Raw genomic sequence first — 15,137 nt, forward strand, 5'->3', positions numbered from 1 at the left:
TTGTTGCTTATTTTTTCTTTCTTCGTGACTTTTTCTTCACACTTTTATCTTTGTAAAATGGTTTGTGATTTGTTTGACCATTTTTTTCTTTTTTGCGTGCATTTTTACCTTTGCGCTGTTTTGACTTCTTAGATTTTTTGCGACGTTGCCCATCGTTTTTTGATTTGTCTAAAGCTTTGCCGCGTGTTTTAGCTTGAATGGTTTTACCTCTCGCTGGACGTTGACTACTACTTTGAGATATTGGCATACCGACAATTTGGAAGTCTATCATACGTTCATCTACATCTACGTGGGTCACTTTAACTTTGACGGTATCTCCAATTCTAAATACTTTTGCTAAGCGCTCACCAATCAATGCCATTTGACGTTCTTCAAAATGATAATAATCGTCTGTCATATTGGAAATATGGACCATGCCTTCAATTGTATTTGGTAATTCGACAAACATGCCAAAGTTGGCTACAGAACTAATAATACCTTCGAATTGATCACCAATATGTTGAATCATATACTCTGCTTTTTTAAGCTCATCGGTATCACGTTCTGCATCTATCGCACGACGCTCACGTTGAGATGTGTGTTCAGCAATTTCTGGTAATTTTTCTGCCCAATAGTGTTGTGTCTTACTGTCCATGCTATGCTCAATTAAATATTTGCGAATCAAGCGATGGACGGTTAAATCTGGATACCGACGTATTGGTGAAGTAAAGTGTGTATAATATTCTGCCGATAAGCCAAAGTGTCCAAGGTTTACATCGTCGTAATGCGCTTGTTGCATTGAACGTAACATCATTGTTGAGATGACCATTTGTTCTGGTCGTCCTTCTACTTCTGCTTGGATAGATTGTAGTGTAGCTGGATGAATATCTTCACCTGTACCTTTTATCATTATGCCAAAGTTCGTTATAAAGTCAAAGAACTGTCTTAGTCTTTCGGATTTTGGCTGTTCGTGTACACGATAGATAAATGGTACGTCTAAGTTACTAAAATGCTCCGCTACGGTTTCATTGGCTGCCAACATAAACGATTCTATTAGCCGTTCACCATCACCGCGTTGTCGTGTGACGACATCTGTTGGAATGCCTTCACTATTCACTAATACTTTCGCTTCGCTGATGTCAAAGTCGATTTCTCCTCGACGATGACGCATTTGAATCAAGCGTTGTGATAAGTCTTGCGCTAAATCGAGCATAGGTGTGAGGGCTTCATATTGTTGACGGACTTCTGGGTCTTTTTCAGTAATAATCTGATTTACAGCATCATATGTCATGCGATAGTCTGAATGTATCACACTATCAAAGATGTCATGATTAACGACTTCACCACGTGCATTAATTTCCATACGGCAGCTTAATGTCAATCGGTCAACGTCTGGATTTAATGAACAAATACCGTTACTTAAACGGTGTGGAATCATAGGTATGACGCGGTCAACTAAATAGACACTTGTCCCACGATCGTAAGCTTCCTTATCTAGCTGAGAATCTTCAGTAACGTAGTAGCTGACATCTGCAATGCTAACGGTAAGTTCGGTGTTTCCATTTTTTAATGCTTTAACACTAATGGCATCGTCAAGATCTTTTGCATCTGCACCATCAATCGTAATCGTTAATTCATCACGTAAATCTGTACGACCTTCAATTTCAGATGGAGAAATCTCATCTGGAACAGCTTCTGCTTCTTTCAAGACTGCATCTGGAAATTCAATTTCTATGCCATGTTGATAAATAATAGACAAGATATCAACGCCTGGATCATTTTTATGACCAAGTATAGCGGATACTTGTCCCTCTGGATTATCATGTCCATCCGCATACTTAGTAATTTGTACGAGTACTTTATGACCATCTATAGCACCTAGACTTTGCCCTTTTGGTATAAAAATATCTTGCATAATTCGTTTGTCATCAGGAATGACAAAACCAAAATGTCTAGCTTCACTATATGTTCCCACAACTTGTGTGACCGAATGCTTTTCAATGGATTTCACTTCACCTTCAATTTTCCCTTTATGGTCACCTTTAGATTGTTTTACTTCAACAATCACTGTATCACCATCTAAGGCTCTGTTTATTTTTGTCGGTGGAATAAAAATATCTTCCATATCATCATTTTCAGGTCGAAGAAAGCCAAATCCTTTTTTGTTTTGACTCAATGTTCCTTTAATCAATTTTGAGCCTAATGACTTTCCTTGTTTTCGCTGATATCTATCTGTTTTTGTACGTTCAACTAACCCCGATTGTTCTAGTTCAACAAGCACCTTTATTAAATCTCTAAATGAGTCGGCACTATTAAGACCTAAAGCATCTTGGAAATCTGACACAGACATCGGTTCGTAATCTGGTTGCTTAACGATTGCTTCAATGGATTGCTTTAAATTCATCATGCCCCTCCTTTCTATATTCATTTCTATTGTTTATTCCTTACTCTGACCATTCTAACGTATTTAAAAAGTCATTAATGTCATCAAAAACTTGTTCTTTTTCTTTATCAATCGTAATGACGTGACCTGAATTGGCATACCATTTAATGTCTTTTTGTTCTGAATCAACATGGTCATATATATAATTGGCTGATTGAGGATCAATCATCTCATCATGTTCTGCTTGTATAACCAAAATGGGATCCAGCACCTCTTCGACAACATCTCGAACTTCACTTAATGTCGCACTTAGCTCTTTTAATGTCTCAGTTGGGTGAAAGTTTTCCATTTCTTGATCAATCGTTGCTTGATCTTTTCCTTCATATTTTTTGAAGTTGCGTGCATATTCAAGGAAACCATCGTATATTGTTCCTTCAGTCTTACCTTCCATAGGAGCACACATCGTTACAATACCCTTTACATCTCGATTTAAGCTTAATTTTAGTGCAAAAACACCGCCTAGAGATAATCCAGCAACGACAATATCGTCATAGCCTTTTTCTTTAAGAAAATCATAACCATCTAATGCATCTTTAAACCAGACATGTGGGCTTGATTTTAAAATTTCTTCTGGCGGCGCCGCATGACCTTCATATTGAGGTGCGTAAGAGGTGATTCCCTTTTTCTGTAAATAACGCCCTAGTTGTCTTACATCTGAAGAATTTCCTGTGAAACCATGAAGCAGTAAGACAGCACGAGGGCCTTCTTCAAAAAAGAATGGTTGGGGTAGTTTAATTTGCATAACAACATCTCTCCTATTTCTAAACATAACTATTTTATATTATTACATGTCTTTAAAGGCGACATTATTTTCCTATTTATTGTGTACTTTAACAGTCACATACACTTATTATAATTAAAAAAGCCCGACATTTATATCGTCGGACCTTATAATTGGAAATAACTTATGCCAATCAATATGATAAAGAATATGATTGCTAAAATAATTGTTAATCTATGCAAAAATAAATCGATGCCACGTTGTTTTTGCTTACCAAATAACTGTTCTGCGCCACCACTAATAGCACCTGAAAGTCCATTACTTTTACCTTCTTGGAGTAATACAACAGTTACTAATGCAATACAATCAATGATTAATAGTGCGATTAAAAATGTATGCATGAAAATTGTCCTCCATTCATTATATACGAACTGAATTATATCACAGAACGCTTGTTTATATCAAATCTACTAACGATTAAATGTACTTTTACGTTTAATCGAGATAACGAGCATATACAATGCTAGTGCTAAAGAACCAATAATTACTATAAGAATTGGTAATGCATACATGAATGAATGTGCTGTAGTGATGCCTTTTATCACTAGTGAAATATTGATTAAGGTAAAAATGGCATTTGACACGAAAACGGCAAACATAAACCACCATAAGTACATATGTCTATTCCAAAATGCAATTACACCGGCTAAATAAGCTAAAATATACATAATCCCCGTATATCTAAAGCCATTTAATAAATTATGCGCAACAGCATCTGATGTTTTCTGACCTGCAAAAGCAAGTAGCGCTTTAGCTGTAGCCATATCCAATGCGACAAAATTATGGAACACTAATAAGACGCTGAACACAAGTGAACTGATTGCAATTAAGTTGCCTGTCCGCTTTTCTCTTACTTGAGTTTGTTTTTCCATCATGTAACTCCTTTTAATCAATTCAAATCTTATTATATCAGTTTCACTACTATGATAACATTACCGTTCCAGCTTTTTATATAAAAAATAGAACAGGATTGAAAGCGAGATAGCCTTCATTATGAATTCGTAGTCCTGCCCCGGCAAGGTTGACTAGGATTGAAAAAAGCTTGGTATAAGCGTATTTTCAATCCAGTCATTACTGCCAATATATAGTTATGAGCCTGGAACAAAAATGATGTTCCAGACTCATAATTATTAGCGTGAACTTTTATTGCATTTTTTGATAATTATTTTTTTGAAACGTCTAAATTGTAGAATGATTTTAAACCATCAAATTTTGCAGTTTCATATAATTCATCTTCAATGCGTAATAATTGGTTGTATTTAGCAATGCGGTCAGTTCTAGATAATGAACCTGTTTTAATTTGGCCAGCATTTGTAGCTACTGCGATGTCAGCAATTGTAGTATCTTCTGTTTCACCAGAACGGTGTGATACAACTGCAGTGTAGCCTGCTTTTTGTGCCATTTCAATCGCATCAAATGTTTCTGTTAATGTACCGATTTGGTTAACTTTAATTAAGATAGAGTTACCAATTCCTTCTTCAATACCTCTAGAAAGGATTTCAGTGTTTGTAACAAATAGGTCGTCACCAACTAATTGTACTTTATCACCAATGCGGTCAGTTAATTGTTTCCAACCTTCCCAGTCATTTTCATCCATACCATCTTCAATCGTAATGATAGGGTATTTACCAATTAATTCTTCTAAGTAGTCAACTTGCTCAGCTGCGCTACGTTTAGCACCATGTTCACCTTCGAATTTAGTGTAATCGTATACACCATTTTCATAGAATTCTGATGATGCACAGTCAAATCCTAAGAATACATCTTCGCCTGGTTTGTAACCTGCTTTTTCAATGGCTTTAATAATTGTTTCAACAGCATCTTCAGTACCGTCAAATTTAGGTGCAAATCCACCTTCATCACCAACAGCAGTTTCTAAACCACGTTCGCTTAAGATTGATTTTAAGTTGTGGAAGATTTCTGCGCCCCAACGTAATGCTTCTTTAAATGATTCAGCACCTACTGGTAAAATCATAAATTCTTGGAATGCGATTGGTGCATCAGAGTGAGAACCACCATTAACGATGTTCATCATTGGAACTGGTAATTGTTTACCATTAAATCCACCTAAATATTTATATAAAGGTTGACCTAATAATTCAGCAGCTGCACGTGCAACAGCGATAGAAACACCTAAAATTGCGTTTGCACCTAATTTACCTTTGTTTGGCGTACCATCTAATTGAATCATCATTTTATCGATAGATACTTGATCTAATACTGAAAATTCACCTTCAATGATTTCTGGTGCGATAATTTCGTTAACATTTTCAACAGCTTTAGTAACACCTTTACCACCATAACGTGATTTATCACCATCACGTAATTCAACGGCTTCGTGTTCACCAGTAGAAGCACCTGATGGCACTAATGCACGGCCAAACGCACCGCTTTCAGTTAATACTTCAACTTCAACTGTTGGGTTACCACGTGAGTCTAAGACTTCGCGAGCATAAACATCTGTAATAATTGGCATGTTCAAAAACTCCTTTTACTTTAATCTAAAGCTATTATAGCTTGATTTGAATAATTAATAAAATAATTTCATATATTAGCAGACAAGCTGCATGTCATCATTGCGCATCAATGATTTCACCATTAAACAATGTTTTTAGTCATGTTTAATGAGTGATTCGCCTGTCATTTCTTCTGGTTGAGTTACATTCAATAAATCTAACAATGTTGGCGCTAAATCACCAAGACGGCCAGTTTTCCGTAATTCTACGCCTTCTTTAGTGACGATTACTGGAACTGGGTTTGTGGTATGTGTCGTCATCGGTTGATCATCATCCGTTAATACTTCATCTGAGTTACCATGATCAGCTGTAATAATGGCATAGCCGTTCATTTCTAAGATTTTATCAACGACTTCACCTAAACAATCATCTACCGCTTCAATTGCTTTGATTGTTGGCGCTAACATACCACTATGTCCAACCATATCGGGATTAGCAAAGTTTAAGATAATTAAATCTAAATCGCCTTTATCCAACTCTTCAAGTAAAGCATCTTTAACTTCATAAGCACTCATTTCAGGTTTCAAGTCATATGTTGCTACTTTTGGAGAATCGATTAAACGACGACGTTCACCTTCAAATTCTTCATTTCTGCCACCACTCATGAAATAAGTGACGTGTGGATACTTTTCTGTTTCGGCAATACGCAATTGCTTTAATTGGTTATCTTGAGCTACTTGACCAATTGTATTAGTTAAATCAACCTTTTCAAAGACAATTTCAGCATCAATGTTATCATTATATTTCGTGAATGTGGCATAGAATAAATCTTTGACTTGTTCTACTTTAAAGCCACCAAAAACTTTGTTTGTAAATATTTCTGATAATTGAGCTGCACGGTCTGGACGGAAGTTAAAGAAAATTACCGCATCGCCATCATTGACTCCTTCATTTTGACCTTCAATAATAAATGGTTCTACAAATTCATCGGTTAAATCTTTAGCATAGTTAGCTTCTACACCTTCTTCGGCTGAAGCAAATTGGGGTCCTTCAAAAGCACGTATTGCGTTATATGCTTTTTGCTCACGATCCCAACGTTTGTCTCTATCCATAGCATAATAGCGACCTGAAACAGAGGCGAACTGTCCAATACCTAGTTCTTTAAATTTATCTTCGGTTTCAGCAATATATTTTAATGCTGATTTTTGATCTACGTCACGACCATCTAAGAACGCATGGACATAAACTTTGTCTATGCCACGTTGTTTTGCTAACTCTAATAATGCAAATAGGTGTTTATAGTGACTATGCACACCGCCATCAGAGAGCAAGCCAAAAACATGTAAAGTAGATTGATGATTTTTGACATGTTGAATCGCATTGTTCAAGACATCATTATCAAAGAAGTCTCCTTCTTCAATCGCTTTATTAATACGCGTTAAACTTTGATACACGATTCTTCCTGCACCAATATTCATATGCCCGACTTCGGAATTACCCATTTGGCCTGGAGGTAAACCTACATCTAGACCACTTGCTTCAATTTGCGTTGTAGGATACTTATTATAATATCTATCGAAATTAGGTTTGTTGGCTTGCTTAACAGCATTACCGTGTTCTTCCTCACGATTTGCAAAGCCATCTAAAATAATTAATGCAGTAGGTTGTTTCGCCATTATTATTTTGCACCTTCTAACAATTGAACGAAATCTTCCACTTTAAGAGATGCGCCACCGACTAAAGCGCCATCAATATCTGGTTGTGCCATGTATTCTTTTACGTTGTTTGGTTTAACGCTACCACCGTATTGAATGCGTGTTGCGTCTGCTACATCTTGGCTAGAAACTTCAGCTAATGTGCGTCGTACTTGTGCACACATTTCATTCGCATCATCAGATGTTGCAGATTTACCAGTACCAATTGCCCAAATTGGTTCATAAGCAATTACAACTTCTTTAAGTTGTGCATCAGTTAAGCCAGCAACAGCTTTTTTAACTTGATTACTTACAATATCGTTTGCTTTGCCATTTTCACGTTCTTCATCCGTTTCACCTACACAAATAATTGGTGTCATGTGATGGTTAAAGACTGCATGTGCTTTTTTATTTACATCTTCATCTGTTTCATGGAATAATTCACGACGTTCAGAGTGTCCGATAACCACGTATTTAACGCCTAAATCAGCTAATGCTACAGGAGATGTTTCACCTGTATAAGCACCATTATCCTCAAAATAAGTATTTTGAGCACCGATTTTAAGGCCTGTTGCTTTACCTTCTTTTACTAAAGTAATCAAAGCATCAAGTTGAATTGTTGGTGCACAGATTACTGACTCTACTTCTTTTTCATCTGGTAAAGTTGGCAAATTATTTACAAAATCTTTTGCTTCTTGAACTGTTTTATTCATTTTCCAGTTGCCAGCAATAATTGGTTTTCTCATTAATAACACTCCTATTGTTTAAATTCTAAAGGTTAAAGGCGCATGACTTAAACTAATAACTCAGTACATGGAATAAGCCACCGCACTTTATATGTTAGCCAATAAATCAATTTCTGACGACAATTTTATTTATTATTAATTGCTTTGATACCTGGTAGTTCTTTACCTTCAAGATATTCTAATGAAGCACCGCCACCAGTAGAGATATGTGTAAAGTCATCAGCAAATCCTAATGAAATTGCAGCTGCAGCTGAATCTCCACCACCAATAATTGTAATGGCATCGTCTAATGCTGCAATTGATTTACAAACGCCAATGGTACCTTGAGCAAAATTACTGAATTCGAAGACACCCATTGGTCCATTCCAAACTACTGTATGTGCACCTTGTAATTCTTTGTTGAACAATTCAACCGTTTTTGGTCCAACATCTAATGCTTCCTGGTCAGCTGGAATTTGATCAATAGCTACTTCAGTAATTGCTGCATCATTAGAGAATTCTGCAGCTACCTTTGCATCAACTGGTAAAATAATTTGATCTCCATTAGACGCCAATAATTCTTTGGCGAAATCAATTTTATCTTCTTCTAATAATGATTTTCCTATTTCGTGACCTTGCGCTTTAATAAATGTATATGCCATACCACCACCGATAAGAATTTTATCAGCAATGTTGACTAAGTTTTTAATAACACCGATTTTATCTGAAACTTTAGCACCACCAAGAATGGCTACAACAGGTTTATGAGGGTCATTTACAACGCCACCAATGAATTTAATTTCTTTTTCCATTAAATAACCTGCTGCTGTTTCTAAGTGAGTAGAAATTCCTACATTTGAAGCATGCTCACGGTGTGCTGTACCGAATGCATCATTTACGAATACATCTCCTAATGAAGCCCAATATTTACCTAATTCAGGATCGTTCTTAGATTCTTTTTTGCCATCTAAGTCTTCAAAACGCGTATTTTCTACTAATAATACGTCGCCTTCTTTTAAATTTTTAATAGCTGATTCTAATTTTTCACCGCGAGTTTCAGGTACAAATATAACTTCTTGCCCCAATTTTTCTGATAAAGCTTCAGCAACGGGTTTTAATGTTAATCCAGCTTTATCACTCTCTTGTTTTACTTTTCCTAAATGAGAGAATAAAACTAATTTGCCACCTTGCTCAATGATGTATTTAATTGTCGGTAAAGCTTGAACAATTCGGTTGTCGTTTGTAATTTTTCCATCTTTAAGTGGAACGTTAAAGTCTGCGCGTTCTAGAACTGTTTTACCTTTTAAATCTAAATCAGAAACAATTTTCTTTGCCATTATAATTTCCTCCTTTTACTAGGAACACTCATATAAAAATAAGCGGAGAAGCGTTTGTGCTCCCCGCTTACTCATAAGCTTATCTTTATTATTTATCAGTACAGAGCACTCGTCAAATAACTATGCTACAAATTATTTAGATAATTGAGCTAAATATTCTAAAGTACGTACTAATTGTGCAGTGTAAGACATTTCATTGTCATACCAAGCTGCAACTTTAACTAATTGACGGCCACCAACTGACATTACACGAGTTTGTGTTGCATCAAATAATGAACCGTAAGTCATACCAACTACGTCAGAAGAAACAATTTCATCTTCATTGTAACCGAATGATTCGTTAGAAGCTTTTTTCATCGCTTCGTTTACTTGTTCTACTGTTACATCTTGTTTTTCTAATACTACAGTTAATTCAGTTAATGAACCTGTAGCTACAGGTACACGTTGCGCACCACCGTCTAATTTACCATCGATTTCAGGAATAACTTTACCGATTGCTTTAGCAGCACCAGTTGAGTTAGGTACGATGTTTTGTGCAGCTGCACGAGCACGACGTTTGTCACCTTTTCTGTGTGGACCATCTTGAGTCATTTGGTCACCAGTGTATGCATGAATAGTTGTCATTAAACCTTCTACTAAACCAAATTCATCGCTGATTACTTTAGCTACTGGTGCTAAAGAGTTAGTTGTACATGAAGCACCTGATACAACTGTTTCTGAACCGTCTAAGTCACTATGGTTAGTGTTGTAAACGATAGTTTTAACGTCACCTTTAGCTGGCGCAGAAATTAATACTTTTTTAGCACCTGCATGAATGTGTGCTTCAGCTTTTTCTTTATCTGTATAGAATCCAGTACATTCTAATACCACGTCAACACCTAGGTCACCCCATGGTAATTTGCTTGCGTCTGGTTCTTCAAATGATTTAACTTCTTTACCATTTACACGGAAACCACCATCAACAACTTCAACTTCGCTAGTGAAGCGACCTTGCATAGTGTCATATTTTAATAAATGCGCTAACATATCATCATCTGTTAAGTCGTTTACTGCTACTACCTCGATGCCTTCTACGTCTTGAATTCTTCTAAATGCTAAACGACCGATTCTACCAAATCCATTGATTGCTACTTTAACTGCCATAAATAATGGCCTCCTTTAAAATGATATTTAAAAAGTCAAATAACTTTTTATTCCTTATTTAATATTACCTTTGCCGCTTCCTCATCTGTGATAAGGACTGTGTTGTCTGGCGCAATACTGAGATAAGCTTTAATAGCTTGCCCTTTCGATTTGCCACCAGCTACTGCAAATATAAATTCCTTTGATTCTAGGTCTTCGAGTTGTAGTCCAATTGTTTTAACTTTATGCACTACTTGACCATAAGCATCAAAATAATAACCAAATGCCTCGGCTACGGCATGGTGATGTTGAAGTTTTTCAACAACCTCTTTAGAGGAATGACGTCTATGCGCCATTTTCAGCGCATCACCGATACCGTGTATTGTAATATTTGCTTGCTTAATTTTGTCTAATGTATGAATGACAGACGGTTCCATCATCAACGTATTATAAGTTGTTTCGCTCACATTATCTGGCACATACAATGAAGTGTAATAACCACCTGTTTGTTGTGCCATGCTTGCTGAAATGGTGTTTGCTTGATAGACCATATTTTCTCCTAGGCCCCCACGCGCTGGAACGAAGAAGACATTGAAAGGTAGTAAATGCATCGCTTCACTGACACGAGCCATTGTGGATCCGCCAGTAACAGATACAATTGCATCTTCATAAAGTATACCTTCAAGTAACTGTCCAGCTTGTCTACCCATTTCTGCTTTTACCGTTTCGGTAGTGTCAGAATTACCCGGTATAACATGAACTTCTTTCAAATTATAAATCTCTCTAATTTGCTGTGCCATCTGATGATCATCTGAATAAACATTAAAATAATCATTGAGATATTCAACAACCATTTTACCTTCTTCAGTAATTTCCATACCTGTTGTCTTAACTCGTATCAGTTCTTGCTTTTTTAACATATCCGTTTCAGCTCTCAATACACGTTCTGTCATGTCCATGTATTCACTTAAACTACGTCGACCTACAGGTTGGTTTTTAGAGATAGTAGTTAAGATAGAAAACCGACGATACATTTTATCAACAAGGTCAGGTATGAGCTTTTGTTGAACTTTCATCAAGTCTTTCACTACTACCTTCCTCCTCTTTTTATAAAAAAGGTAATGAGTAGAAATTATAACTAGGTTTGACGTTTATAGTCCCACGCGGGACAAAATCTAACCTTTCTACACTGCAATAGTACTATGTGATGTTTAAAAATGCAAGACATTTGACCGACTTTTTTAAATTTAATTGCAAAAAATTATCAATAGTCTGACTATTAAACGACTTTCCTTTTAATACTTGTATTTTCTTACCCTGATACACCAATGATAATCGTCTACGTACGAGATGTAAGCTATAAATTTTGTGCCTAAAATGCTTCATAGATAAAAAATCAGCAAACTAGTCGCTTATATGACTAGCTTGCTGATTTTATCTTTATTGCGCTTTAGATGTTGATTGTGATATGTTCGATTGGTGACTGTTACGCTGTTTATTTTGTTGTCCATTTTGATTTGAAGAAGGTTGCTGTGCTGATGGTTTATTTGAGCGTTGTTGACCTGAAGATTCTCTCGTTGGCGTCTTATTGTCGTTTCGCGAATTGCTTTCTTTAGACTTTTCTTGTGTAGCTGGTTCTTTAGTTTTGTCAGGCTGATTATTTTCTTCGGTAGACGGCTCTTTAGTATTTTTCTCTTGTGTATTCCGTTCCTCAGTGGAAGGTTTTCTTGGCTTTTGTTGTGTCGCTGGTGGTTGTTGCGTTGTCTGAGGTGTTTGTTGCGTTTGTGGAATTTGTTGCTGCGTTTGTTGTGTTTCTTGCGTCGGTTGCTTTTTCTTTTGCTCATTCGTTTTATTGTCTTTTTTCTTTGAATCTTCTTTCTTTTCCTCAGTTGACTGCTTGTTAAGTCTTTCATTGGCGCGATTAGAATGGTCTACAAATGAAAAGACTGCAAAAACTAATCCACCTAAAAGCAATAATACTGTTATGATACTTATCACTTTTGCGCCTGTGCCCATACGTTTCTTATCTGAATCTTCATAATCATTGAACTGTTTATTTTCCTTAGACAATAGGCTCCCTCACTTCTCTATATTTGAGTATAATAATTTACTATTATGATGGTACATTTTACATCAATATGTCATTAAAAGATATTCATACACAACTCACTTTTTTATTATCATTTATATGATAACATTTTCAGTTCTTGGGAACATTAATTTAATTATTAAGATTTCCTTACATCCCTCTAATTTTAGTTAAATAATTGAAAAAATCAGCTATCATATTGTAACTTTGAAACATAAAAGTTGATATTATGCGTGGGATGATAAAGAATAATATTAATAGGTATTGTTAGCATATCTGTTGTTGTTAGTGGTTTTACAATTATATAGTAAAATAGACCCATACGCTTATCGCATGGGTCACTACTAAAGGGAGTCAAAATTTACCTTCGAGGGTATAATATGGGGTATACTCATACTAATTAAGAGATGTCTAATTAATTATCGAAGGTACGCTTTTATTATAACTTATTCAAAATGATTTAAAACCATTTATAAAGAAAGTAAATGACATATTAATGACTAACTATTGTATAAAGTTTGAACAATTATAATAACTATTAATAATAGTTATTAAAAGAAAAAAATTATAGAGGTGACTTGCATGAAACATTATTTAATCACTGGTGGTACCGGCATGGTAGGACACCATCTTGTGGATCGTATTTTACAACGTGAATCAGCACAAATCACCATTCTCACGCGTAGCGATAAAGTCAGTCAAAATAATCATATTACCTATGTTAACTGGTCTAAAGACGGGTGGGAGCAAGAAATTGGTCATATTGATGTTGTTATAAATTTAGCAGGCGCTACCTTAAATAAACGCTGGACTGATAGCTATAAACAACTCATTATGACTAGTCGTATCCAATCTACTCAAGCATTAGTGTCATTATTTGAACAGCGCTCAGATAAACCTGAAGTGTTATTTAATGCAAGTGCAATGGGTTATTATCCACCTGATATCAATCGTTCTTATACTGAGTTATATCAAACGTCACCTTTTGATTTTCTATCTGATGTTGTATATCAATGGGAACGTTTTGCCAAGAAATTTGAACAATTCGGAACGCGTGTGATTTTAGGAAGATTCAGCATGATTTTATCTGATGATGGTGGTGCACTACAAACGATGGAATTACCTTATAAATTTTTCGTTGGTGGAAAATTAGGCTCTGGATTCCAATGGTATTCATGGATTCATATTGATGACCTAGTACGTGCTATTCTTTTCACTATTGATGAACCAGATGCAGCAGGCCCATTTAATTTTGCAGCACCTATCGCCGAACGTCAAAATTTATTTGGCTATACTTTAGGACGCGCCATGCATCGACCACACGAAACATGGGTGCCAGCATTCGTGTTACGTACTGTACTTGGTGAAATGTCAACCGTTGCATTAGATACACAAAAGGTGTTACCAAATAAACTCGAAGCGCTAGGTTTCCAATTTAGCTATCCTCATTTAAAATCAGCATTAGATGATTTAGTTCAATAAATATTTAAAAGGAAGCAGAACAAAATTCATTTTCAATTCAGTCACCTAATGTCAATATAGGCTGAACAAGCTGGGACATAAATCATAAAATATTAGCACAAAGATGGTTTGACACAAATCATCTTTGTGCTTCTTCTATATTCAATACTCCGTCATGTTGGTTCTTTTGTGTGGTCTTATTGTTACTTAATATAATAATGGAGAAGGCGATTTCTACTAAATTTTAATAGAAATCGCCTTCTTCAACTTGTCTGAGACATTGATGTCTCAAGCAATTTTTGCTCTGTTGAATTTGTATATATTATTTGTCTTCTGGTTCCATGACTTCATCAATTAAGCCATACGCTTTCGCTTCTTCAGCAGTTAAGAAATTATCACGATCTGTATCTTTTTGAATTTGTTCAATAGATTGACCAGTACGTTCAGCTAAAATACGATTTAATTTTTCACGTGTTTTTAAAATATGGTTTGCTGCGATTTCAATTTCAGTTGCTTGACCTTGAGCACCGCCTAGTGGTTGGTGAATCATTACTTCAGCATTTGGTAATGCAAAACGTTTACCTTTAGCGCCAGCAGCTAATAAGAATGACCCCATTGATGCTGCCATACCAATACAAATCGTTTGTACGTCTGGTTTGATATGTTGAATTGTATCATAAATTGCAAAACCAGCTGTTACACTTCCACCTGGTGAATTGATATATAAATAAATATCTTTTTCAGAATCTTGTGCTTGTAAAAACAATAATTGTGATACAATTGAATTCGCAACGTTATCATCAATTGCTGATCCTAACATGATAATACGGTCTTTTAATAAACGTGAATAGATGTCATAGGCACGTTCTCCACGGTTTGTTGTTTCAATTACTGTAGGAATTAAATTCATTCATATTGCCTCCTTATAATAACTAGTAATGTTAGTTTACCTTAAAAGTCAAAAATGGTCAAAAAAGACGCTTTATTATTTTATCTTATTGACGTTTGGTTCTACATTTTGTAAACTAGATTCGCTCACTAAACTAGATT

At 35.7% G+C, this 15,137-nt stretch carries 13 protein-coding genes; 1 reads left to right on the forward strand and 12 read right to left on the reverse strand.

Annotated elements, in window-relative coordinates; genetic code table 11:
- Window positions 1–7: 7 nt before the first annotated feature.
- From rnr to HMPREF2864_RS06160, 11 genes are all read right to left on the reverse strand, one after another.
- A complete protein-coding gene (gene rnr / locus HMPREF2864_RS06110) occupies window positions 8–2,383 on the reverse strand; it encodes a ribonuclease R (protein WP_060795386.1) in 2,376 nt (791 codons plus the stop codon).
- Window positions 2,384–2,423: 40 nt separating this feature from the next.
- The gene (locus HMPREF2864_RS06115; protein WP_002479324.1) at window positions 2,424–3,164 is read right to left on the reverse strand and encodes an alpha/beta hydrolase; all 741 of its coding nucleotides are present in this window, start codon (window positions 3,162–3,164) and stop codon (window positions 2,424–2,426) included.
- 146 nt (window positions 3,165–3,310) lie between these two features.
- Window positions 3,311–3,544 (reverse strand): preprotein translocase subunit SecG, encoded by a 234-nt coding sequence (gene secG / locus HMPREF2864_RS06120; RefSeq protein WP_002459689.1) that lies wholly within the window; start codon window positions 3,542–3,544, stop codon window positions 3,311–3,313.
- Between the two features lie 69 nt (window positions 3,545–3,613).
- Window positions 3,614–4,075, reverse strand: coding sequence for a hypothetical protein (locus HMPREF2864_RS06125; protein WP_062078679.1), 462 nt, complete (start codon window positions 4,073–4,075; stop codon window positions 3,614–3,616).
- 290 nt (window positions 4,076–4,365) lie between these two features.
- Window positions 4,366–5,679 carry a surface-displayed alpha-enolase gene (gene eno / locus HMPREF2864_RS06130; RefSeq protein WP_002459691.1) on the reverse strand — a complete coding sequence of 438 codons (1,314 nt, stop codon included), beginning with the start codon at window positions 5,677–5,679 and terminating at the stop codon, window positions 4,366–4,368.
- A 135-nt stretch (window positions 5,680–5,814) separates the two neighbouring features.
- Complete coding sequence (gene gpmI, locus HMPREF2864_RS06135) at window positions 5,815–7,335, reverse strand: 2,3-bisphosphoglycerate-independent phosphoglycerate mutase (RefSeq protein ID WP_070544953.1); 1,521 nt, start codon at window positions 7,333–7,335, stop codon at window positions 5,815–5,817.
- 2 nt (window positions 7,336–7,337) lie between these two features.
- Window positions 7,338–8,099, reverse strand: coding sequence for a triose-phosphate isomerase (gene tpiA / locus HMPREF2864_RS06140; RefSeq protein WP_002459693.1), 762 nt, complete (start codon window positions 8,097–8,099; stop codon window positions 7,338–7,340).
- 125 nt (window positions 8,100–8,224) lie between these two features.
- Window positions 8,225–9,415, reverse strand: coding sequence for a phosphoglycerate kinase (gene pgk, locus HMPREF2864_RS06145; protein WP_002459694.1), 1,191 nt, complete (start codon window positions 9,413–9,415; stop codon window positions 8,225–8,227).
- Between the two features lie 132 nt (window positions 9,416–9,547).
- Complete coding sequence (gene gap, locus HMPREF2864_RS06150) at window positions 9,548–10,558, reverse strand: type I glyceraldehyde-3-phosphate dehydrogenase (protein ID WP_002459695.1); 1,011 nt, start codon at window positions 10,556–10,558, stop codon at window positions 9,548–9,550.
- Between the two features lie 47 nt (window positions 10,559–10,605).
- Window positions 10,606–11,625, reverse strand: a complete 1,020-nt coding sequence (locus tag HMPREF2864_RS06155; protein WP_002459696.1) for a sugar-binding transcriptional regulator — start codon at window positions 11,623–11,625, stop codon at window positions 10,606–10,608.
- A gap of 352 nt (window positions 11,626–11,977) precedes the next feature.
- Complete coding sequence (locus tag HMPREF2864_RS06160) at window positions 11,978–12,607, reverse strand: DUF4887 domain-containing protein (RefSeq protein ID WP_070544954.1); 630 nt, start codon at window positions 12,605–12,607, stop codon at window positions 11,978–11,980.
- 601 nt (window positions 12,608–13,208) lie between these two features.
- Between HMPREF2864_RS06160 and HMPREF2864_RS06165 the strand changes: the two genes are divergently transcribed.
- Complete coding sequence (locus tag HMPREF2864_RS06165) at window positions 13,209–14,108, forward strand: TIGR01777 family oxidoreductase (RefSeq protein WP_070544955.1); 900 nt, start codon at window positions 13,209–13,211, stop codon at window positions 14,106–14,108.
- Between the two features lie 301 nt (window positions 14,109–14,409).
- On the opposite strand, the gene clpP is transcribed toward HMPREF2864_RS06165, so the two are convergent.
- Complete coding sequence (gene clpP / locus HMPREF2864_RS06170) at window positions 14,410–14,997, reverse strand: ATP-dependent Clp endopeptidase proteolytic subunit ClpP (protein WP_002459699.1); 588 nt, start codon at window positions 14,995–14,997, stop codon at window positions 14,410–14,412.
- Window positions 14,998–15,137: the final 140 nt, after the last annotated feature.

The sequence above is a fragment of the Staphylococcus sp. HMSC059F04 genome (assembly GCF_001812565.1).
In the GTDB taxonomy this organism is placed as follows: domain Bacteria; phylum Bacillota; class Bacilli; order Staphylococcales; family Staphylococcaceae; genus Staphylococcus; species Staphylococcus lugdunensis.